This is a genomic window from Actinoplanes sp. NPDC023936 (genome assembly GCF_040639325.1).
Classification (GTDB): domain Bacteria; phylum Actinomycetota; class Actinomycetes; order Mycobacteriales; family Micromonosporaceae; genus Actinoplanes.
Window position 1 is genome coordinate 25,386 of sequence record NZ_JBEZZR010000034.1, and the last position, 19,850, is coordinate 45,235.

Sequence of the window (19,850 nt, forward strand, 5' to 3'; positions counted from 1 at the left end):
CGCCATGGCGCCCGAAGTTCTGCCGATGCGGCCGATGACCGCCGGGGAACTCCTCGACGCGGGCGCCGCCCTGCTGCGCCAGCGCGCCTGGCCGTTGCTGGCCGCCGCCGCGCCGCTGGTCGCCGTGGAGCAGCTGGTCCTGGCCGGGATGCGGCAGCGGGCCGGGCTGAGCCCGCCGGCGTTCCTGCCGGAGCTCGGTGACCTGGGCGGGTGGTGGGTGGTCGTCGCGGCCGGGTTCGGCATGGAGGCGGCGATCATCGCGCTGCTCGGCGGTTACGCCGGCGTGGCGGCCGGGTCCGCGCTGATCGGCACCCGGGCGCGCTGGTGGACCCGGCCGTGGGCGGTCGCGGCCACCGCCGTGATCTCCGGCGTCACCGCCGCGCTCGCCGCCTACTGCGGGTTCGTCCCCTGGCTGATCGTCTACGGACTGATCGGGATGGCCACCCCGGCGCTGACGCTCGCCCGCACCCGCCACCCGTTCGGCCGGTCCGCCCGGCTCGCCACCCGGGACGGCCTGCGACCGGCCCTGATCCGGCTGCTCGGCTACGGCACCTGGTTCCTGGTCCGGTTCGCGCTCGGGACCGGCTGGGTCGCGGTCGCCTCGCAGATCGGCTGGGCGGTCAGCGACGACGTGGTGGCCTGGGTGGTGCCGATCGCCTGGGGACTCGCGAACACCGTCGCCTATCCGGCGCTCGCCTGCCTGGACGCCGCGATGCTGGTGGAGACGCGGATCCGCAGCGAGGGCCTGGACATCGAGATCGGCCGGGAACGCGCCCGTGGCGGCGACGGATCGGTGGCGCTGGTGGACGCGGCATGACCCGCGCCTACGACGAGTGGATCGCCGCCGTCTTCGACGTGGTGCCGGCCCGCCTGGTCCTGCTCGGACTGTTCCTGATCACCCTGGTCGGCGCCGTCCTCTGGTACTCCTTCCCGGCCTGGGTCCCGCGTCGCTGGCCACGCCTGCGGATGCCCCGGATCGACCTGCGCCTGCCGCGCCGCCGGACCCGCCGGCGTCCCGCGGCGCGCGAGGCCGGCAATCAAGATCAAATTCTTCGGCCCACCCGGGTACGGGACCACGCGTCACCCATCGGGCCGGATGCCGACCGGCTGGCGGCCGAGGGCCGTTACGCCGAGGCCATCCGCCAGCGCCTGCGCGACACCGTCGCCGACCTGACCCGGGCCGGCGTGGTCTCCCCGCAGCCCGGCAGCACCGCCGCCGAGCTCGCCGGCGCCGCCGCCGGCGCCCGCCCCGGCGTCGCGCCCGCCATGGACGCGGCCACCGAGCTCTTCTCCGAGGTCTGGTACGGCCACCGCCCGGCCCGCGCCGAACACGACGAGCGGATGCGCCGCCTCACCGACGAGGTCCGCGGCGACGCCGGAGGCCCGCGGTGAGGCGGTGGCTGAGCGGCCTGAACCCGCGCACCCATCGGCGGATGCGGGTCGTGCTGCCGTTCGCCACCCTGCTCGTCCTGGTCCTCGGCACGCTGCTCGTGCACGCGCTGGAGCAGCCGGATCCGGGCGATCCCGGGTACCTCGATCCCGGCGCGAGCGGCGGCACCGGCAGTGACCGGCTGGCCGCCGCGCTGCGCGCCGCAGGCACCGAGGTGGTGCCGGTGACCGGCACCGAGGAGGCCCTCGACCGGGTACGGGAGAAGCCCGGCGTCACGCTGTTCGTGCCGGCGCCGTCCTTCGTCGACCTGCAGACCCTCAGCAATTCCACCGGTCTGCCGCCGGACACCCGGATCGTGGTGGCCGGCGCGGAGCTGCGGGACCTGGAGCGGACCGGCTGGCCGATCGGTCACGCCGGCGCCCGGTGGGCCGCCAAGGCCGTGGAGAAGGACTGCGCGCTCCCGCTGCTGCCGGGCCCGGCCGCCGTGCTGCGCCAGAAGTACGCGACACCGGACGGCACGGTCTGCTACGGCGGCGGCCTGGTCGCCTACGAGGACGGGGCGGTCACGGTGATCCTGGTCGGGGCCGCCGACCCGTTCCGCAACGACCGGATCGGCGAGCACGCCAACCAGGCGTTCGCGACCGCGGTGCTCGGCGGCGACCGGGTCGTCTGGCTGGACCTGCACGAACGGGAGAACCGGGTCGCCGAACCCGAGCCGTCCGAGTCCACCTCGCCGTCACCGTTCGAGCTGCCGTCCGAGGAGCAGTCGCTGCCCGCCCCGCCGCCGGACGCCGGGACCGGCACCCCCGCCGCGCCGCCGGACGCCGGTGGCCGGCAGGCCGCGCGGCCACCGCTCACCGACGCGTTCCCGGCCGGGTTCTGGGCCACCCTGGTGCTCGCCGCCCTGGCCCTGCTCGCCCTGGCCGCGGCCGCCGCCCGCCGGCTCGGCGCCCCGGTCGCCGAACCGCTGCCGTCGCGGGTGCCCGCCCACGAGACGATGCTCGGCCACGCCCGGCTCTACCAGCGGGCCCGCGCCCGCGGACCGTCCCTCGACGTGCTGCGCGCGGCGGCGCGGCGGCGGCTCGCCGAGCACCTCGGGCTGCCGCGCGACGCGAGCGTCACCGAGATCGCCGGGCAGGCCGGGCTCGCGCCGGACCACGTCCGTAGTGTGCTCGGCGGCGACTCGCCGGAGACCGACGCGGATCTGGTGGCGGCCGCGCGGGCCGTGCAGGACCTGGTGCGTGACGTCACGCGCCGTCCCATCACCGAGAACCGTTCCGTCATCGACCATCGCACCGCCGGAGGAGAACCGTCGTGACCGCCGAATCCGAACAGGCCCGCCACGCGCTGAGCCGTCTGCGCGCCGAGGTCGGCAAGGCCGTCGTCGGGCAGGACGCGGTCGTCGGCGGGGTCATGGTGGCGCTGCTCTGCGGCGGGCATGTGCTGCTCGAAGGCGTACCCGGAGTGGCCAAGACCCTGCTGGTCCGGGCCGTCGCCGCCGCGCTCAACCTGGACACCAAGCGGGTGCAGTTCACTCCCGACCTGATGCCCGGCGACGTGACCGGCTCGCTGGTCTACGACGCGCGCAGCTCCGCGTTCAACTTCCGGCCCGGACCGGTCTTCACCAACCTGCTGCTCGCCGACGAGATCAACCGGACGCCGCCGAAGACCCAGGCGGCGCTGCTCGAGGCGATGGAGGAACGCCAGGTCAGCGTCGACGGCACGCCCCGGCCGCTGCCGCAGCCGTTCCTTGTCGCGGCCACCCAGAACCCGATCGAGTACGAGGGCACGTACCCGCTGCCCGAAGCGCAACTCGACCGGTTCCTGCTCAAACTCTCGGTCCCGCTGCCCGAGCGCGACGACGAGCTCAACGTGCTGCGCGCCCACCACCACGGGTTCGACCCGCGTGACCTGAAAGCCGCCGGGATCACCCCGGTCGCCGGGCCCGCCGACCTGGCCGCCGGGCGCGCCGCGGTGCAGCGGGTGGCCGTCGCCGAGCCGGTCCTCGCGTACATCGTCGACCTCTGCCGGGCCACCCGGCAGACCCCGGCCCTGGAACTCGGCGCGTCACCGCGCGGCGCGACGGCCCTGCTCGCGATCGCCAAGGCGTACGCGTGGCTGTCCGGCCGCGACTACGTGGTGCCGGACGACGTGAAGGCGTACGCGATCGCCGCCCTGCGGCACCGGGTGCGGCTGCGCGCCGACGCCGAGCTCGACGGCGCGACGGTGCCGGCGGTGCTCGCCGGGGTGCTCGCCGCCGTGCCCGCCCCGCGCTGATGGTCACCCGCCGATTCGCGCTGATCCTGCTCGCGGGGCTGCCGCTGCCCGCGCTGCTGCCGTCGCCGTGGACCGGTCTGCTGATCGTTCTCGGGTTCGCTGCCGCGGTCGCGGCGATCGACGTCGCGGTGGCCGGGCCGCTGACCGCGGTACGGCTGTCCCGCGCCGGCGACCGGACCGTGTGGCTCGGCGGCACCGCGACCGTCACCCTCACCGTCACGAACACCGGCCGCCGCCCGCTGCGCCTGCACCTGCGCGACAGCTGGGTGCCGTCGGCCGGGGCGTGGCCGGCCCGGCACGACGTGTGGCTGCCGCGCGGCGCGCACGAGGCGCTGACCGTCAAACTCAATCCGGTACGGTACGGCGACCGGCCGGCGGTACGCGTCACCCTCCGGTCTCTCGGGCCGTTCGGTGTCGCGTACCGGCAACGAAGCCGGCGGTGGAACGCCGCGATCTCGCCGCCGTGGGTGCTGCGGGTGCTGCCGCACTTCCCGTCCCGCCGGATCCTGCCGGAGAAGCTGGCGCGGATGCGCGTGATCGAGGGCTCGTCGGTGACCCGGGGGCGCGGGCACGGCACCGAGTTCGACGCGCTGCGCGAGTACGTGATCGGCGACGACGTCCGCTCGATCGACTGGCGGGCCAGCGCGCGCCACAACGACGTGATGGTCCGGACGTGGCGGCCGGAACGCGACAGGCGCGTGGTGTGCGTGATCGATACCGGTCGCACGTCGGCTGCCCGGGTGGGGAACGCACCACGCCTGGACGCGGCCGTCGACGCGGCGCTGCTGCTGTCGGTGCTCGCCGTCCGGGCCGAGGACCGGGTGGATCTGATCGCCCTGGACGGTGTGGTGCGGGCCCGGGTGGCCGGTTCGGGCGCGTCCGCGTCGAAGCTGGAACGGCTGATCGACGCGATGGCGTCCCTGGTCCCGTCGCCGGTGGAGACGGACTGGACAGCGCTCGCCACGTCCCTGCTGCGGCGCGATCAGAAACGGTCGCTCGTGGTGATCTTTACGGCTCTGGAACCGGCGCCGATCGTGGAGGGCCTGCTGCCGCTGCTCCCGCGCCTCGCGGCCCGGCATCAGGTGCTGATCGCGGGGGTACGGGACCCGGCCGTCACCCGGCTGGCGGAGCTGGAGCCGTCCGCGTCGGCGGCCGACGTGCACACGGCCGCGGCGGCGCAGCGGGTGCTGAGCGAGCGGGATCGGGTGCGGGACGTGCTCAGCCGGCACGGGGCGATCGTGGTGGACGCGGACGCGGGCCCGTTCGCCGGCCAGGTCGCCGACGTGTACCTGCTGCTCAAGGCCACCGGCCGCCTGTAGCGCCGGCGTGGGGTGGCGGCGGGCGTGGCGGCTCAGGCGTTTGTCCGGGCGGGGTGGCGGCTCACCGTGGGCCCTCATCGCGGCAGCTCAGATGAAACCGCACAGAACAGCATTGTGCGACTTCATCTCTGCCCTGACGTGGGTGAAGTCGCACGCAACGGCAACGTGCGCCTTCATCCACGCTGCGATGGGGTCACCGTGTCCGCTCACCCGCGCCGGCAGACGGGGACGCGCCGCACGGGGGACGACACGGCAGGGTCCCGGTGGGGTCAGCGGGCGATGTAGCCGCCGTCCACGAACAGCTCCGCGCCGGTGATGAACGAGGCGTCGTCGCCGGCCAGGAAGACGATCGCGGCCGCCACCTCCTCGGGACGCCCGACCCGGCCGAGCGGCGTGGTGGCGACGTACGGCTCCTGGTCGGTGTCGCCCATCATCGGCGTCTCGATGAAACCGGGGTGGATGCTGTTGACCCGGATGCCCAGCGGCGCCCACGCGACGGCGACGTTCTTGGTCAGCGTGCGGACAGCGCCCTTGGCCGCGTGGTACGCCGGCGAGGTGCCGAAGCCGCCGGACGCTCCGAAGATCGAGCTGATGTTGACGACCGCGGCGGCGGGGGAGGCCTTGAGCAGTGGCGCGAACGCCTTCGTGCCGAGGAAGACGCTGGTCTGGGTGACCGCGACGACCTTCTCGTAGAGCCCGAGCGTGGTCTCCTCGAGGGTTTCCGCGTGGCCGAGCCCGGCGTTGTTGACGAGGATGTCGAGTCCGCCGAACCGGGACTGCACGGCGGTGACCGCGGACGCCCACGCTGCCTCGTCGGTGACGTCGAGGTGCAGGTGGAGCGCCGTGCCACCGGTCTTCTCGATCTCGGCCGCCACCGCGGCGCCGGGACCGTCCTGCACATCGGCGACCACGACCGCGGCGCCCTCGGACGCCAGCCGCAGCGCCGTCTGCCTGCCGATGCCGCTCGCTCCGCCGGTCACGAGCGCGGTCCTGCCATCGAATCGAGCCATCGTCCTGCTCCCTCACAGAGTGCCGTGTTGATTCCTTTACGATACGTCTCGTATTGGTTTCTGGACCCTGTGATCTAGGTCGCCGGCCCTGAGCGGAGGATGGACGTCATGCCCGTCGGAGGAGCCCGGCCCGGAGCCGGCCGCAAACGTGACCCGCAGGCCCACGCGGCGGTCCTCGCCGCCGCCGAGGAGCTGCTCAACGAGATCGGCTATCACAAGGTCACGATGGAGCGGATCGCCGAGCGGTCCGGCGTGGCCAAGATGACGCTCTACCGCTGGTGGCCGAACAAGGCCGCGGTGGTCACCGATGCGGTCCGGTCGCGGCTCGCGCCGCTCTCCACCCCCGACACGGGTACGGTGACCGGCGACGCCCGGGCGCAACTGGAGGCGATGCTCGGCACCCTGACGAAGTACGGTGACGCCAGCGTGGTGGCCGGCGCGATGAGCTCCCGTGGCGAGGCCGGCGTCGCCGACCTGCGCGACATCCTGCACCCGTGGTTCGAAGGCCTCGTGGAGATCCTCGAGCGGGCGATCCGCAGAGGGGAGCTGCCGGCCGGCTTCCCGGTGACGGTGACCGCCCACGCCTGGATGGGCTACCTGGTCTACCGGGTCGTCTTCCTGCAGGAGCAAATTCCCGGTTCGGACCTGAGTGTCCTCATCAGCCAGACAGTGGATCAATAGTCCTAGACTGCGACGGTGGCATTGGACCGGAGGACGTACCGCACCGTCGACGGCGAGCGGATCGAGGGCACCTGGCGGCCGATCTTCATTCGTAACGGCCGTAACTACTTCCTGACCGACCTGCTGATCTTCGCGGACGGCGCGCTCTACTGCTGGGAGTGGGTCGACCTCGAGGGTCTGCGGAGCAAGCTGGAGAGCGGCTGGGTGGCGACCGCGCTCGAGCCCGGCGTCACCGCGTCCGCCCATCATCTCGCGTCCTGGGTGTTCGCGGACCCGGCGATGGCGCTGTCCGCCGAGGACCTGCTCGGCGAGGTCGCCGACGAGATCGAGCAGCTCAACGGGCGGCCGGACTCGACGAGCCGGTGCATGGCCGCCCTCGACCGGTACCTGGCGAGCCGCAGCGAGGAGGACCGCGAGGCGCTGCGGCGGGCGTACCTGGCGATCCCCGGGCATCTGCGGGTCTACGCGCTCGGCGACATGGACTACCGGGACTGGCCGCTGCAGGTGCTGAGCGGCCTGCTGGGGCCGGACGGCGAGCCGGTCACCGAGGAGGACCGGGCCGAGGCGTTCGCCTACTTCGCCGGCCGGGACCAGTCGGTGGGGGAGTGGGCGGAGTCGAGGCCCCTGGACGGCCCCGACCAGCCGTCGCGCCCGACCGTGAAGCTGGCGGTGCTGGGCCGTTTCCCCGCCGAGCCGGACGTGGCGTGGCTGCGCAACGAACGGCCCACCGCGATCGAGATCGGCGGCCGGACGTACCCGAGCGCGGTGCACGCCTACTGGGCCCTCGCCGTCACGGACGACGCGGCGCGGGAGGCCATCCAGGCCGCGGCGACCCCCGTCGACGCGGAGGCGGCGGCCGGGCGGGCGACCATCCGGCGGGACTGGCCGGAGGTGCGGCTCACCGCCATGCACGCGGTCCTGCGGGCGAAGTTCGGGCAGCACGCCGACCTGGCCGGCGTGCTGCTCGGCACCGGTGACGCACGGATCGAGTACAACCTGAGCTCCGCCTACTGGAGCGGCGGCAGCGAGGGGCGCAACTGGCTTGGTCGCCTGCTGGAGCTGGTCCGCTCCGAGTTGCGGGCCGAGCGGGCCGGATTCGTGGCCGGCCGGGCGATGGCCCGTACCGGGGATCAGGCGGACGGAAGCTCGTAGGCCGCGCCGTCGCCGGGAACCGCGCGGGCCTGGGCCGCCCGGCCCAGCAGCAGCGCGTAAGCGAGGAATCCCAGCCAGGCCACCGCGCCGACGCCGATGCGCGCGGCCGGCGGCAGCGGTGACGGCGTGATGTAGGCCTCCAGCGCGCCGGCGACCGCCAGGACCGGCACCAGTCCGATCGCGATCAGCATGCCGGAGCGGGCGCGTTCGGTCAGCGCCTGCCGCCGGGTGCGGGTGGCGCCGGGGGCGATCCAGGCCCAGCCGATCCGCAGGCCGGCCGCCGCGCCGACGATCACGCAGGTCAGCTCCAGCAGGCCGTGCGGGGCGAGGAAGCTCAGGAACGTGCCGCCGAGACCCGCGCCGGTCAGGACGCCGCCGGAGAGCGCGATGTTGAGCAGGTTCACGCCGAGCAGGTAGAACACCGGCAGCACGAGGACGCCGGAGGCGATGCACTGCGCGGTGAGCACGGCGTTGTTGGTCCAGACCTGGCCGGCGAAGTTCTGCGGCTGATACTGGCTGTAGTAGCCGACGAAGTCGCCGCCGACGATCCCGGCGATCTGATCCGCGGTGAGGAAGTGCGCGGCCACCTGCGGATAGGACGCGATGTACCAGGTCAGGGCGACGCCCGCGGCGACCAGCAGGACGCCGAGCGGGAGCCACCAGCGGCGGGCCTGATACAACTCGGACGGAAAGGTCCGCAGGAAGAACCGCGGCACCGAGCGCCATGCGAAGCCCTGTCCGCGATTGATCGCCGCGCGACCGGCCAACAGCTGCTCGGAGAGGGCGGCCAGGACGACCGGGTCGGGGGCGCGCCGGCGCAGCACCGAGAGGTGTGTCGCGGCCCGCTGGTAGAGCGTGACCAGCTCGTCGGCCTCCGCGGCGGTGAGCCGGCGCCGCCGCGCGAGGTTCGCCATCCGATCCCACTCGCCGGCGCGTTCCAGCACGTACGCGTCGAGGTCCACCGTGCGCCCTTCATGTTTACTGTCCGGGTGACTGTGCTGGGTGAGGGGCGTGTTGTCAACGCGGAGGCGGTGGCGCTCGACGTCCGTCCGGCCCGGCTCGGGTCCCGGGCCCTGGCCCTCGCCGTGGACATCGGCGTGCAGGCGGTCCTGGTGCTGTTCCTGCTGCTGCTCACCTCTCTCACGCTGCGCGCGCTGCCGCCCAGCCTGGTGGACGAAGCGTTGTTCGACACGTCGCTGCGCCTGGTGATCGTGATCGTCCTGCTCGGCTATCCGGCGGTGGTCGAGACGGTCACCAACGGCCGCAGCCTCGGCAAGGCGGTGGTCGGCCTGCGGGTGATCCGCGAGGACGGCGGGCCGATCCGGGCGCGGCACGCGTTCACCCGCGCGCTGGTCGGCTTCGCGGTGGAATGGCCCGGTCTGCTCCTGCCGCTGGTGACCTGGGTGGTCAGCCTCGGCACGATGCTCGGGTCGTCGCGCGGACGCCGCCTCGGTGACCTGGCGGCCGGGACGATGGTGGTGCACGTGCGTCGCCCGTACTCCTGGCAGCCGGTCCCCCCGATGCCGCCCGCGCTGGCCGGGTGGATCTCCGTCGCCGACCTCTCGGCGATCGACGACCGTCTCGCCCTCGCGGCCCGGCAGTACCTCTCCCGTGCCTACCTGCTGCGCGAGCCGCAGCGTTCCCGCCTCTCCCGCGAGCTGGCCACGGAGGTCGCGGACCGGGTGCGTCCGGCGCCGCCGCCCGGCACCCCGCCGGACGCCTACCTCGCCGCCGTCCTGGCCGAGCGCCGCCGGCGGGCGGAGGGGTCACTCTCGGCGGCCCGCTCACTCTCCGACCAGATCACCACCGGTTCCCCGGGTACGGGGGTGCCCATCCGCTCCGCCACCCCCGGCCCGAGACCGTGACCAATCGGAGGCCGTGACCAATCGGAGGCCGTGACCGGTCGGAGACCGTAGCCGATCGGAGTCTGTACTCGACGGACGTCGATCGGCATCATCTCGGGGATGCAGCAGGATGCACAGGTTCCGGCCCGCCGCAGCGACATCGCGGAGCTCTGGGCCGAGGTGATGAGCGTGCCGCGAGCCATCCGCAAGGCGGTGGGCGACCACCGGTCCGGCGCGGCTCGCCGGCGGCGTGTCCTGGCGCATGCCCGCCCGCTCTTCGAAGGACGCTCCGCCTTCGACGCGGTGCTGCGCGGGTCGCATCCCGCGGCGGCACTGGTCCGCACCCGTTTCCGGGTGCTCGCCGGCGACGCCGTACGGCACGAGCTGCGGGCGGACCGGTTCAACGCGGTCGCCGTCACCGGGATGGTGATCGGCTTCCTGGTCCCGCTGCTGGCGGCGCCCGCGATGGCGGAGTCCGCCGCCGTCGAGGCCAAGGTGTTCTACGGCATCGCGATCTACGCCGGCACGCTGGTCGTGCTCGGCGCCGTCATCGCGGTCGGGAAGATGTTCCCCCGGGCGTTCCTGATCACGTGCTGGCTGATCCCCGCGGCCACCGCGTCACTCTGCTTCTACCTGCCGGACATCCTGCGCGACACGGCTCTGCCGAGCGCGGCCGCCGCCCCGGTGCTGAGCCGCGGAGACCTGGGGCCGATCGCCCTCTCCGCGCTGGCCTGGTCCGCCGTCATCGTGCTCGGGATCGTCCTGTTCGTGGTCCTCTCCACCGCGCTGTTCGACCTGTACAACGACGCCCGGACCGGACCCGACGCGCTCGCCTTCATGTACACCCTGGGCCTCGCCACCCTGATCGGCCGCAGCCCCGAGCGCCGCCTCGACCGGGCGGCACGCCTGCGCACGGCCCGGCAGCTGGAACGGATCGCCGAGGTGTTCGGGGTCCGGATGAAACGGTCGCTGGCCCTGCCGGACCCGGTCAGCCGCGCCCAGCTGCACGCCCAGCTCGACGTGGTCGCCGCGTCGATCCGGTCGTACCAGGTGGACGTCGCCGCGCCGACCCAGGCCGGCTGGCCGGAGATCCGCCGGCTCACCCAGCAGATCATGCTGACCGTCTGCACCGGCGCGGTCGGCGCCTGGCCGATGCGGCGTGCCACCGACGCCACGCCCGGCCGGAGCCGGCTGCGTGCTGCCGTGCACGTGCTCCGGTCGATCGTCGTGGCGCTGCTGCCGCTCGCCGTGGCGCTGCCCCTGAACGCGGCCGGCTATCTGGAGCCGGCCGCGTTCGGCCGGACCGTGGTGACGATCGCCCTGGTCTGGGCGGTGATCGGCATCCTGGCCGTGATGGATCCGCTGCTGTCGTCGCGGCTGCAGGCCACGAAGGACATCATGTCCGTCTTCAAGACCGACGCCGCGAAGAAGTAGCCGTCCCCGGCGTTACTCGGTCGTGAGGGCTCCGCACGCGCTGGAGAGGTTCAGCCAGGCCTCGGCCATCGCCAGGTTCAGCTTCTCCGGCGGCTTCGGCGCGGCCGCCGCCACCGCGGCGCTGGTGTCCCGCACCGGCCCGGCCGCCGTGCGGATCGACTCCTGAGTGGCCTTCGCCGCGAGCTGGGCGGCCGGTCCGGTCCGGGCAGGATCGAGGTGTGCCTTCGCGGTGTTCACGTCGCTCACCGCGGCGCAGGCCGCCTTGTCGGCGTCCGCGGCCGCCGGTTCACCCGCGGCCACCGGGGCGGCCGCGGGCTCCGCGCCACAACCTGCCAGAGCCAGCACGAGTACGGGGAGGAGAAGCGCTCTACGCATGCCGTACCCAACGACGGCACCGGCGATCCGGCCTGCCCCGCCACCCGTGCGAGGGACTGCTCGCTGGTCAGGCCAGGACGAACGTGTAGCCCTTGGCCTTGAGCTTCTTGATGGTCTTGTCCAGCGCCGCGACGGTCTGGCTGCGGTTGCCGCCGCCGTCGTGCATCAGGACCACGCCGCCGGGCCGGGTGTTGTTCACCGCCCGGCTGACGATCACGCTGGTGCCCGGCCGCGACCAGTCCCGCGTGTCGACGGTCCAGCCCAGGATCCGCAGGCCCTGGTCACGGACGACCTTGCGGGTACGGGAGTTGCTCGCCCCGTACGGGAACCGGAAGACCTGCGGGCTGCGGCCGGTCACGCTCTTGATCTTCTTCTGGGTCCAGACCACCTGCGAGCGCGCCGCGCTGTTCGACAGATCGGTGAAGTCCGGGTGGCTGCGGCTGTGGTTGCACAGCCGGTGTCCCTCCCGGACGATGCGCTTCGCGGTCTTCTGGTACGGCCCGACGTTGTTCCCGAGCATGCAGAACGTCGCCTTCACGTTGTTCCGCTTGAGGATGTCGAGGACCTGCGGGGTGTACTTCGACGGGCCGTCGTCGAACGTGAGCGCCACCGTCTTGCGCTTGGCCCGTGCCGCGGCGGCGGAGTAGGCGACCTCGAGGGTGCGCACCCGGGGCGCGGCGGCCTCGGCGGCCCGGGCCTGCCGGGCGGCGTTCGCGGCCGGCGCGGCGGCGGTCACTGTCGCGGGCGCCGCCTGCCCGGCCTGCGGCGCGGCGGCCACCACCATCGAGCCGGCGACCAGGCCGACGGCGAGCTGCGCGCCGATGCGGCGGCGTGAACGACCCGACTGTGCGGGCCGATTGCTGACGATTTCCGTCATCGCGAGAATCCCCCTGTACTTTCGCGGAGCGCCCATGGTTGCGATCGACCGTTTTCACCGTCAACCCATTCGCCTGCACCGTGATGATCAACACCAGAACAAAAGCGCAAATGCGACACCGGAACTGCCGGAATGTGACGCCGCTCGCGGTGAAACAAAGATCGGCGATCGAGAATGCGCGCTATTTGCGCGGGGTTGCTATCCTGCCGGCTTTTCTCCTTCCGTGCGGGCCGGGCCGGTGCCCGGTCCTGGACGACGCGGGGTGGGCGGGCGTGTACTCGGAGGCATGACCGTCAATACGTATCGGATCGCTGTCATTCCCGCCGACGGCGTCGGCGCCGAGGTGGTCGAGGCCGGTCGCGCCGTGCTCGACGCGCTCGCCGGAGCCTCGGCGGGCCGGTTCGGGTTCGACTGGCACGAATTCCCGTGGGGGAGCGCCTACTACGCCGAGCACGGCCGGATGATGGCCGAGGACGGGCTCGACCAGCTCAAGGGCTTCGACGCCATCTATTTCGGCGCGGTCGGCTGGCCCGGTGTGCCCGACCACGTGAGCCTGTGGGGCCTGCGCCTGAACATCTGCCAGAACTTCGACCAGTGGGCGAACGTGCGTCCGGTCACGTTCCTGCCCGGCATCGAGAGCCCGCTGCGCGCCGCCGACCGGGCGGACCTGGACTGGGTGGTGGTCCGGGAGAACTCGGAAGGCGAATACGTCGGCCTCGGTGGCCGCACCTTCGGCGCCCGGGCGGGCGGATCGGAGGTGGCCGTGCAGTCGGCGCTCTTCACCGAATTCGGGTGCGAGCGGATCATGCGGTTCGCCTTCGAGCTCGCGCGGACCCGTACCCGCAAGAAGGTCTCCAGCGTGACCAAAAGCAATGCGCAACAGTACGGAATGGTCTTGTGGGACGATGTTTTCGCACGCGTGGCGGGCGAATTCCCGGACGTCGAGACGGAAAGCGTGCTGGTCGACGCGATGGCGGCGAAGTTCGTCCTGCGTCCCGAGGAGCTCTCCGTCGTGGTCGCCTCGAACCTGAACGCGGACATCCTCTCCGACCTGGGCAGCGCGCTGGCCGGCAGCCTCGGCCTGGCCGCCAGCGCCAACCTGAACCCGGAGCGCCGATTCCCGTCGATGTTCGAGCCGGTGCACGGGTCGGCGCCGGACATCGCCGGCCGGGGCATCGCCAACCCGATCGGGGCGATCGGCAGCGCCGCCCTCATGCTGGACCATTTCGGTCTGCACGACGAGGCGACAGCCGTCCGGCAGGCCATCGAGCGGACCACCGCCGGCGGTGTCCGCACGCGTGACGTCGGCGGGACCGCGACCACCCGGGAGGTGACCGGCGCGATTGTCGGCAACCTCTGAGGCGCGGGTTCGCCGAACCGGGCGTGCCGGTCCACGGCGGCGACAAGAATCAGCGGCATGGACAGGTCGGCGCCGGCGATGGAGATGGCCGCCGGAGGCATGACCCGGTCGGCGGCCGACCGGCTCGCCGCGCTCATCGCCCGCGGCGCGCACGCCGCCTGCGGGATCATCCACCTGATCGACGGCCGGAACCTGCGGCTGATCGGCGGGCACAATCTGCCGTCCGGGTTCGAGACGATGCAGCGGGTGCCGGTCTCGGCGACGGTCGGCGGGCTGATCCTGCGCACCGGCTTCCCGGTCGTGATCAACGACGTGAACAGCGACGACCGGGTACCGCCGGACGCGCCGGTGCGGGCCGTCGGCCTGCGCTCCTTCGCCGGCTACCCGGTCCGCGACCCGACCGGCACGATCACCGGCACCTGCTCGGTGATGGACTACCCACCCCGCCAGTGGCTGCCCGACGAGCTGGCCGCGCTCGACGACGGCGCGCAGGCGTGCACCGCGTTCGTCGCCGAGCTGCGCGCCCACGAGACCGAGTACCGGCAGCGGATGTTCCGGGACACCCTGCTGGAGAGCCTCGACACCGGGGTGGCCGCCTGCGACGCGGCCGGCCGGCTGGTGCTGGTCAACCGGTCCCTGCGCGAGCGGTTCGGCACCGAGCAGGTCGAGGGCACGGTCGAGCAGTGGGCGCGCGGGCTGCCGCTCACCACGCCGGCGGGCGCCCCGATCGACCCGTCCCGGCTGCCGCTGCTGCTGGCCCTCGGCGGCGCCGACGTGCGCGGCGTCGAGTACGTGCTGCACCGGCCGGACGGCACCCGGCGCTGGCTGATCATCAACGGTCACCCGATCACCAGCGGGCGCGGGCGCAGCCTGGGCGCGGTGGCGGTCGTGCACGACGTGACCGAGGCCCGCCGGGCCGAGGAGCTGCAACGGGAGCTGACCCGCAGCAAGGACGAGTACCTCAACCTGATCGGGCACGAGCTGCGCACCCCGGTGACGATCATCGGCTCGTACCTGGAGCTGCTCGGCGAGAGCGACCCGGAGAGCCCGGCCGCCGAGCTGCTGCCGATGGTCGCCGCCGCCCGGCGCGGCAGTGAACGGCTGCGCCGCCTGGTCGAGGCGCTGCTCGATCTGTCGGCGTTCGACGCCGGCCGCAATCCGATGCAGGTGGCCGATCTCGATCTGGCCGGCCTGGTCGCGAGCGCGGTCGGCGACGTCGCGTCCCGGGCCACCGTGAAGAATCTGTCGGTGCACCGCTCCGGGCCCGAGCGGCTGCCCCTGCGCGGCGACCCGCGGCGGCTGACCCAGCTGGTCACGGCGGTGCTGGACAACGCGATCACGTACACCCCGGGCGGCGGGACGATCACCGTGACCGTCTCCGGCAGCGCCACCCGGGCGTGCGTCGACGTCGTCGACACCGGGCTGGGGATTCCGGAGCACGAGCGCCCGCACGTGTTCGACAGGTTCTTCCGGGGCGCGGTCACCACCGAGCTGGCGATCGCCGGCGCCGGCCTCGGGCTGTCGATCGCGAAACTGATCGTCGAGCGTCACCAGGGCGTCATCACGGTGACGCCGAACGATCAGCGGCAGGGCACGTGCGTCCACATCGAGCTGCCGCGCTGGCCGTGACCGTGACGCCGCGGTCGCCCTGAGCCGGTGGGTGGCTGTGACCTTCAGGGAGCCATGGCTTCCGCCGGCCCGGGCGTTCCGCTCCCCCCACCATCGGCCGGGGCGGCGGCCCGCTGAGGCCGGGTCCCGGCCGGATCGGGAGGTCAGTCCGGCGACAGCCTGGCCAGCAGCGCGGCCCGGCGCCGGCGGGCGCGGCGCAGCAGCGTCCCGGCCGCGAGCACGGTGCCCAGGGCGATCACGGTGGCGGCCCCGGCCGCCGGGCTCGGGCGGGTGATCGCGACCGCCAGCGAGGCGGCCGTGGTGGCGGTCGTGAAGATCAGCGCGAGCCAGGCGGCGATCACCCGGTCCGCCGCGAACAACGGCATCCGGGCCAGCGTCCCGGCGGCGTACGCGGCCCAGCTCACGCCCACGGCGACGAGCCCGCCGAACGCGACCCTGGTGCGCAGCGGCAGTGGATCGGGCTCGGTCAGCCAGAGCAGGAGCAGCAACGCCGCGCCGCAGCCGCCGGCCAGCCCGGCCAGCGCCAGCAGGATCCGGCGGCGCAGCGACAGGCCCCGGAGCACGGCCTCCGGCGGGAAACCCGGGCGCTCGGTCACGACGCATATCCCTTCGCGATGAGATGGTCGCGCAGCAGGCGCCGCGCGCGGTGCAGGCGGGACTTGACCGTCCCCACCGGCACGGCCAGGATCTCCGCGCACTCCTGGAGGCTCAGGTCCTGCAGATGGAACAGCTCGATCACCTCCCGTTCGGGCGGGGGAAGGCCGTCCAGGCCCTCGGCGATCTGCGCCCGGTCCAGCACGCCGGCGAGCGGGTCACGGCCGTCGGGGAGGTCGCTCTCGAGCGGGTCCGGTGACCCGTACCCCTGACGCAGCTGGTTCATCACCGCGCGCCGCGCGATCGTGAAGAGCCAGGGCGCGAAGCGCTCGGGCTCGCGCAACCGGGGCAGCGAGCCCAGCGCCGCCGCCCATGCCTGCTGGGTGACGTCGTCGGCGTTCGGCGTCATCCGGCGGACGTAGCGCCAGAGGGGCTCGTGCCAGTGCCCGACCAGCTCGGCGAGAGCCCGCCGGTCGCCCAGTTGGGCCCGCACCACCAGCCTGGCGTCCCGCGCCACTCGATCGATCACACCCGAACAGTCGCATGCGGATCCGGAAAGGTTCACGACGCGGATCCGGGGATTGACCCCGCGGCTGGCGGGCAAGCAGACGGTATGCGAGCTTTGACGTGGCAGGGGACGAGCAAGGTCTCGGTGGAGACCGTGCCGGACCCGAAGATCCAGGAACCGACCGACGCCATCGTGCGGATCACCTCGACCGCGATCTGCGGATCCGACCTTCACCTGTACGACGTGCTCGGCATGTACCTCGACAAGGGTGACGTGCTCGGCCACGAGCCGATGGGCATCGTCGAGGAGGTCGGCGCCGAGGTCACCCACATCAAGCCCGGCGACCGGGTGGTGATCCCGTTCAACATCTCCTGCGGGCACTGCTGGATGTGCCGGCGCGGGTTCTTCGCGCAGTGCGAGACCACCCAGGTGACGAGTCAGGGCAAGGGCGCCGCGCTGTTCGGCTACACCAAGCTCTACGGGCAGGTGCCCGGCGGCCAGGCCGAGTACCTGCGGGTGCCGCAGGCCCAGTTCGGGCCGATCAAGGTGCCGTCCGATCTGCCCGACGAGCGCTTCCTCTTCCTCTCCGACGTGCTGACCACGTCGTGGCAGGCGGTCAAGTACGCGGACGTGCAGCCCGGCGGCACGGTCTTCGTCACCGGCCTCGGCCCGATCGGGCAGATGACCGCGCGGATCGCCCGGCACCTCGGCGCGGAGCGGGTGATCGCCTCCGACAACGTGCCGGAGCGCCTGGAGATGGCCCGCCGCCACGGCATCGAGACCCTGGACACCAGCGACGTCGACGTGCCGGCCGCGGTGTACGACCTGACGTCCGGCCGTGGCGCCGACAGCGTCATCGAGTCCGTCGGCATGGAGGCGCACGGCTCGCCGGTCCAGGCCGCCGCGGTCAAGGCGGCCGGGATGCTGCCGGACGCGCTCGCCCGCAAGGCCGTGGAGACCGCCGGCATCGACCGGATGGCCGCGCTCACCACGGCGTTCGCCGCGGTCCGCCGCGCCGGAACGGTGTCGATCATCGGGGTGTACGGCGGGAACGCGGACCCGATGCCGATGATGGACCTCTTCGACAAGGGCGTGACGCTGCGGATGGGCCAGGCGCACGTGAAGCGCTGGGTCGACGACATCATGCCGCTGCTCAGCGGCGACGGCGACCCGCTCGGCGTGGACGACCTGGTGACGCACCGGTTGCCGCTGGAGGAGGCGCCGCACGCGTACGAGATCTTCAAGAAGAAGCAGGACGGCTGCGTCAAGGTGGTCCTCAAGCCTTGACCTAGTGTCCTAGGACGCCTTAGGGGGTGTGACACGGCTGTTGCGGGAGCCGGGCACACTCCACGGACATGGAAGATCCGCAGCGGCTCCCGGTTCTCGTGCGGCTGCTTCTGGTGTGGATCGCCGGCAGCATGCTCGTCGCGTTCTCCCTCTCCGCGCTCGCCGGCGTGCTGTTCGCCGGTGGCGCCGCCGTGCCGCTGCTGATCGCCGCGCCGATCGGAGCGGTCGTCGTCTTCCGGCTGGTCGACGGGTCGCCCGAGCCGTGGCCGCGGGCCGTCGGCGTGTTCCTCGGCGGGACCGTCCTGCTCGCCGCGGGCTGGGCGGTCGTGGCCGAGATCGCCCGGCCCGACCCGGCGTTGCTGGTGCTCGCCGGCCTCCCGTACGCGGTGGTCGCCGCCCTCCTCGCGCCGGGCCGCCTGCCCGGCATGATCGCCGGGGGCGCGCTGCTCGCGACCTTCGTCGCCGGGTCCGTCGCGCTGCGCTTCACCGGCCCCGACGAGGCGGCCCTGCGCCTGGCGGCGGCGGGCGAGGAGCGTGGGTCGCTCTACGTGGTCGAGGTGCCGGGCTATCTGCCGTCTGGGGACGGGTACGGGCGCCGGCTCGGCTCACGGGCGTTCATGCTCGAGGATCACGCGAAGATCCCGCCCTATCTGACGGCGAATGTGGCGGCTTTTGATCGTCCACTCTGCAGTGATTCGCTGACCGGCTCGCGCTTGGACTTCCAGCCGTGTGAGACCGAGCCCGGGGGACTGGTGTACCGGCACGGGGCCGACAGTCACGGGTACGAGGTGCGCCGTCACGGGCGCACGGTGATCGTCAGCGGGTCGATCGGTGTGGACCGGGCCGTGCTCCGCGAGGGCGCTCGCACCGTGCGGCCGGCCGGTGCGAAGGATCTGGAGGCGATGCGCCGTACCGGGGAGAAGGGTCTTTTCGTCGCCGACCTGCCCGGCTTCCGCGTCGACCCGGTGCTGGCCGACGGCGTCGCGTTCGCGCCGCTGGGCGGGCGCGGCGGACCGGAGGCCGTGAGCATCATGCTGTCGACCGGGGCGGGGCGTGCGGAGTTCTGCGCGAGGATGCGCTGCGAGACCGAGCCCGGGGGTCTGCTCTATCGCCACGGGACGGGGTCGGGCGCGGTCGAGGAACAGTCCGGTTATCTGCTGGCGCGCGCGGACACGACGGTGCAGGTCACCGGTGGGGCGGCGGTGGATCGGGCGGTGTTGCGGACGGCGGTGCTGGCGGCTCGGCATCCGACCGGCAGGGAGATCGTGCGGGCGCTGCCGCCGCCCGGGGATCAGGGGCCGGTGGGGCGATGGCGGGGTTTTCTCAAGGAGCACTTCTGAGCCGCTGGTCAGCCGAGTTCGAGATAGAACCAGGCGCCGAAGCACAGCGCCACCCAGCCGCCGATCGCGGCGGTGAAGGCGGCCGCTCCCGGTTTCTTCCATTTACGGACCAGGTACCAGCAGAGGGGCGCCGAGACGAGCAGGCTCGGCGTGATCCAGAGGAAGACGGGGACGAAGATGTCGCCGGCTTCGATCACTTTCGGGCAGCCGAGGTCGCCCACGCACGATTTCCTGGCGCCGGACACCTCGGTGTAGCCGGGACTGTCCGGATGCTGCTGCAGGAGCAGGGCGGGCACAGCGGCGACCGCGAGATACCAGCCGAGCAGCGCCAGGTACGCCCTTGTGATCATGGGCGGGAGCGTAGCCCGCGCCGTCCACGCAGCGACCGGACGGCCGGGATCGCGTCGGTCGCGCCGAGCGCCCACGCCACCAGCAGCGGCTGGAAGAACAGCCGCACGAACCGCTTCGTGTCGGTGTCCAGGCCGAAGCCGTCCTTGTGTTCCAGCCACTGCGCGACGTTGCCCGGGAAGACGACGACGAAGAACGTGCCGGCGGCCGCGCCGACCAGCCCCCGGTACGGCTGCTTCCACACCGTCAGCAGCGCCGCGCCGAGTCCGATCTCGGCCACTCCGGAGGCGAGCACGACGAGGTCCGCGTCGATCGGGAACCAGCTCGGCACCTGGGCCTGGAACTCCTCGCGGGCGACGGTCAGGTGAGTGGTGCCGGCGAAAGCCAGGGTGGCGCCGAGGGCGGCCTGGAGGATCTTCTTCATA

Annotated in this window: 21 protein-coding genes; 13 read left to right on the forward strand and 8 right to left on the reverse strand. The window is 73.0% G+C overall.

The features are described from left to right. Positions 1–4 precede the first annotated feature (4 nt). From AB0F72_RS32240 to AB0F72_RS32260, 5 genes are read left to right on the forward strand one after another with little or no spacing between them, the layout of a single operon-like run. Positions 5–817: a hypothetical protein gene (locus tag AB0F72_RS32240; protein WP_360439239.1), complete on the forward strand. Its 813-nt coding sequence runs from the start codon at positions 5–7 to the stop codon at positions 815–817. Beyond that, entirely contained in the window at positions 814–1,392 is a 579-nt protein-coding gene (locus tag AB0F72_RS32245) for a DUF4129 domain-containing protein (RefSeq protein ID WP_360439242.1), read from the forward strand. Before AB0F72_RS32240 ends, AB0F72_RS32245 begins: the two co-directional genes overlap by 4 nt. Continuing rightward, the gene (locus AB0F72_RS32250; protein ID WP_360439245.1) at positions 1,389–2,708 is read left to right on the forward strand and encodes a DUF4350 domain-containing protein; all 1,320 of its coding nucleotides are present in this window, start codon (positions 1,389–1,391) and stop codon (positions 2,706–2,708) included. The genes AB0F72_RS32245 and AB0F72_RS32250 overlap by 4 nt, the downstream gene beginning before the upstream one ends. Further along, the gene (locus tag AB0F72_RS32255; protein ID WP_360439248.1) at positions 2,705–3,667 is read left to right on the forward strand and encodes a MoxR family ATPase; all 963 of its coding nucleotides are present in this window, start codon (positions 2,705–2,707) and stop codon (positions 3,665–3,667) included. Before AB0F72_RS32250 ends, AB0F72_RS32255 begins: the two co-directional genes overlap by 4 nt. Beyond that, positions 3,667–4,986, forward strand: coding sequence for a DUF58 domain-containing protein (locus AB0F72_RS32260; protein WP_360439251.1), 1,320 nt, complete (start codon positions 3,667–3,669; stop codon positions 4,984–4,986). Before AB0F72_RS32255 ends, AB0F72_RS32260 begins: the two co-directional genes overlap by 1 nt. Before the next feature lie 269 nt (positions 4,987–5,255). Here AB0F72_RS32260 and AB0F72_RS32265 read toward each other — a convergent pair whose 3' ends face one another. Further along, a complete protein-coding gene (locus tag AB0F72_RS32265) occupies positions 5,256–5,996 on the reverse strand; it encodes a glucose 1-dehydrogenase (protein ID WP_360439254.1) in 741 nt (246 codons plus the stop codon). 108 nt (positions 5,997–6,104) lie between these two features. On the opposite strand from AB0F72_RS32265, the gene AB0F72_RS32270 reads away from it, so the two are divergent. Next, positions 6,105–6,677: a TetR/AcrR family transcriptional regulator gene (locus AB0F72_RS32270; RefSeq protein WP_360439256.1), complete on the forward strand. Its 573-nt coding sequence runs from the start codon at positions 6,105–6,107 to the stop codon at positions 6,675–6,677. A 15-nt stretch (positions 6,678–6,692) separates the two neighbouring features. After that, positions 6,693–7,829, forward strand: a complete 1,137-nt coding sequence (locus AB0F72_RS32275) for an NADAR family protein (protein ID WP_360439259.1) — start codon at positions 6,693–6,695, stop codon at positions 7,827–7,829. Here AB0F72_RS32275 and AB0F72_RS32280 read toward each other — a convergent pair. Then, the gene (locus AB0F72_RS32280; RefSeq protein WP_360439262.1) at positions 7,808–8,791 is read right to left on the reverse strand and encodes a stage II sporulation protein M; all 984 of its coding nucleotides are present in this window, start codon (positions 8,789–8,791) and stop codon (positions 7,808–7,810) included. The genes AB0F72_RS32275 and AB0F72_RS32280 overlap by 22 nt on opposite strands. A 27-nt stretch (positions 8,792–8,818) precedes the next feature. On the opposite strand from AB0F72_RS32280, the gene AB0F72_RS32285 reads away from it, so the two are divergent. Both AB0F72_RS32285 and AB0F72_RS32290 read left to right on the forward strand, forming a co-directional pair. After that, complete coding sequence (locus AB0F72_RS32285; protein ID WP_360439265.1) at positions 8,819–9,694, forward strand: RDD family protein; 876 nt, start codon at positions 8,819–8,821, stop codon at positions 9,692–9,694. Positions 9,695–9,793: 99 nt separating this feature from the next. Further along, a complete protein-coding gene (locus AB0F72_RS32290) occupies positions 9,794–11,107 on the forward strand; it encodes a hypothetical protein (protein WP_360439272.1) in 1,314 nt (437 codons plus the stop codon). A 12-nt stretch (positions 11,108–11,119) separates the two neighbouring features. On the opposite strand, the gene AB0F72_RS32295 is transcribed toward AB0F72_RS32290, so the two are convergent. Together AB0F72_RS32295 and AB0F72_RS32300 are read right to left on the reverse strand one after the other, a co-directional pair. Beyond that, complete coding sequence (locus AB0F72_RS32295) at positions 11,120–11,482, reverse strand: hypothetical protein (protein ID WP_360439275.1); 363 nt, start codon at positions 11,480–11,482, stop codon at positions 11,120–11,122. Positions 11,483–11,549: 67 nt separating this feature from the next. Continuing rightward, complete coding sequence (locus tag AB0F72_RS32300; protein WP_360439278.1) at positions 11,550–12,359, reverse strand: polysaccharide deacetylase family protein; 810 nt, start codon at positions 12,357–12,359, stop codon at positions 11,550–11,552. A gap of 286 nt (positions 12,360–12,645) precedes the next feature. Between AB0F72_RS32300 and AB0F72_RS32305 the strand changes: the two genes are divergently transcribed. Both AB0F72_RS32305 and AB0F72_RS32310 read left to right on the forward strand, forming a co-directional pair. Continuing rightward, entirely contained in the window at positions 12,646–13,719 is a 1,074-nt protein-coding gene (locus AB0F72_RS32305) for a tartrate dehydrogenase (protein ID WP_360439281.1), read from the forward strand. Positions 13,720–13,776: 57 nt separating this feature from the next. Beyond that, positions 13,777–15,348, forward strand: coding sequence for an ATP-binding protein (locus AB0F72_RS32310; RefSeq protein ID WP_360439284.1), 1,572 nt, complete (start codon positions 13,777–13,779; stop codon positions 15,346–15,348). Positions 15,349–15,491: 143 nt separating this feature from the next. Here AB0F72_RS32310 and AB0F72_RS32315 read toward each other — a convergent pair whose 3' ends face one another. Together AB0F72_RS32315 and AB0F72_RS32320 are read right to left on the reverse strand one after the other, a co-directional pair. Continuing rightward, the gene (locus AB0F72_RS32315) at positions 15,492–15,944 is read right to left on the reverse strand and encodes a hypothetical protein (protein ID WP_360439287.1); all 453 of its coding nucleotides are present in this window, start codon (positions 15,942–15,944) and stop codon (positions 15,492–15,494) included. Beyond that, on the reverse strand, positions 15,941–16,471 hold the full coding sequence (locus tag AB0F72_RS32320; protein ID WP_360439290.1) for a sigma-70 family RNA polymerase sigma factor: 531 nt from the start codon (positions 16,469–16,471) through the stop codon (positions 15,941–15,943). Before AB0F72_RS32320 ends, AB0F72_RS32315 begins: the two co-directional genes overlap by 4 nt. A gap of 84 nt (positions 16,472–16,555) precedes the next feature. Between AB0F72_RS32320 and AB0F72_RS32325 the strand changes: the two genes are divergently transcribed. Together AB0F72_RS32325 and AB0F72_RS32330 are read left to right on the forward strand one after the other, a co-directional pair. Further along, positions 16,556–17,737, forward strand: a complete 1,182-nt coding sequence (locus AB0F72_RS32325; RefSeq protein ID WP_360439293.1) for a zinc-dependent alcohol dehydrogenase — start codon at positions 16,556–16,558, stop codon at positions 17,735–17,737. A 68-nt stretch (positions 17,738–17,805) separates the two neighbouring features. Further along, a complete protein-coding gene (locus tag AB0F72_RS32330; RefSeq protein ID WP_360439296.1) occupies positions 17,806–19,077 on the forward strand; it encodes a hypothetical protein in 1,272 nt (423 codons plus the stop codon). Positions 19,078–19,085: 8 nt separating this feature from the next. Here AB0F72_RS32330 and AB0F72_RS32335 read toward each other — a convergent pair whose 3' ends face one another. After that, positions 19,086–19,427, reverse strand: a complete 342-nt coding sequence (locus AB0F72_RS32335) for a hypothetical protein (RefSeq protein ID WP_360439299.1) — start codon at positions 19,425–19,427, stop codon at positions 19,086–19,088. Continuing rightward, complete coding sequence (locus tag AB0F72_RS32340) at positions 19,424–19,849, reverse strand: hypothetical protein (RefSeq protein ID WP_360439302.1); 426 nt, start codon at positions 19,847–19,849, stop codon at positions 19,424–19,426. Before AB0F72_RS32340 ends, AB0F72_RS32335 begins: the two co-directional genes overlap by 4 nt. Between the last annotated feature and the right edge of the window lies 1 nt (position 19,850).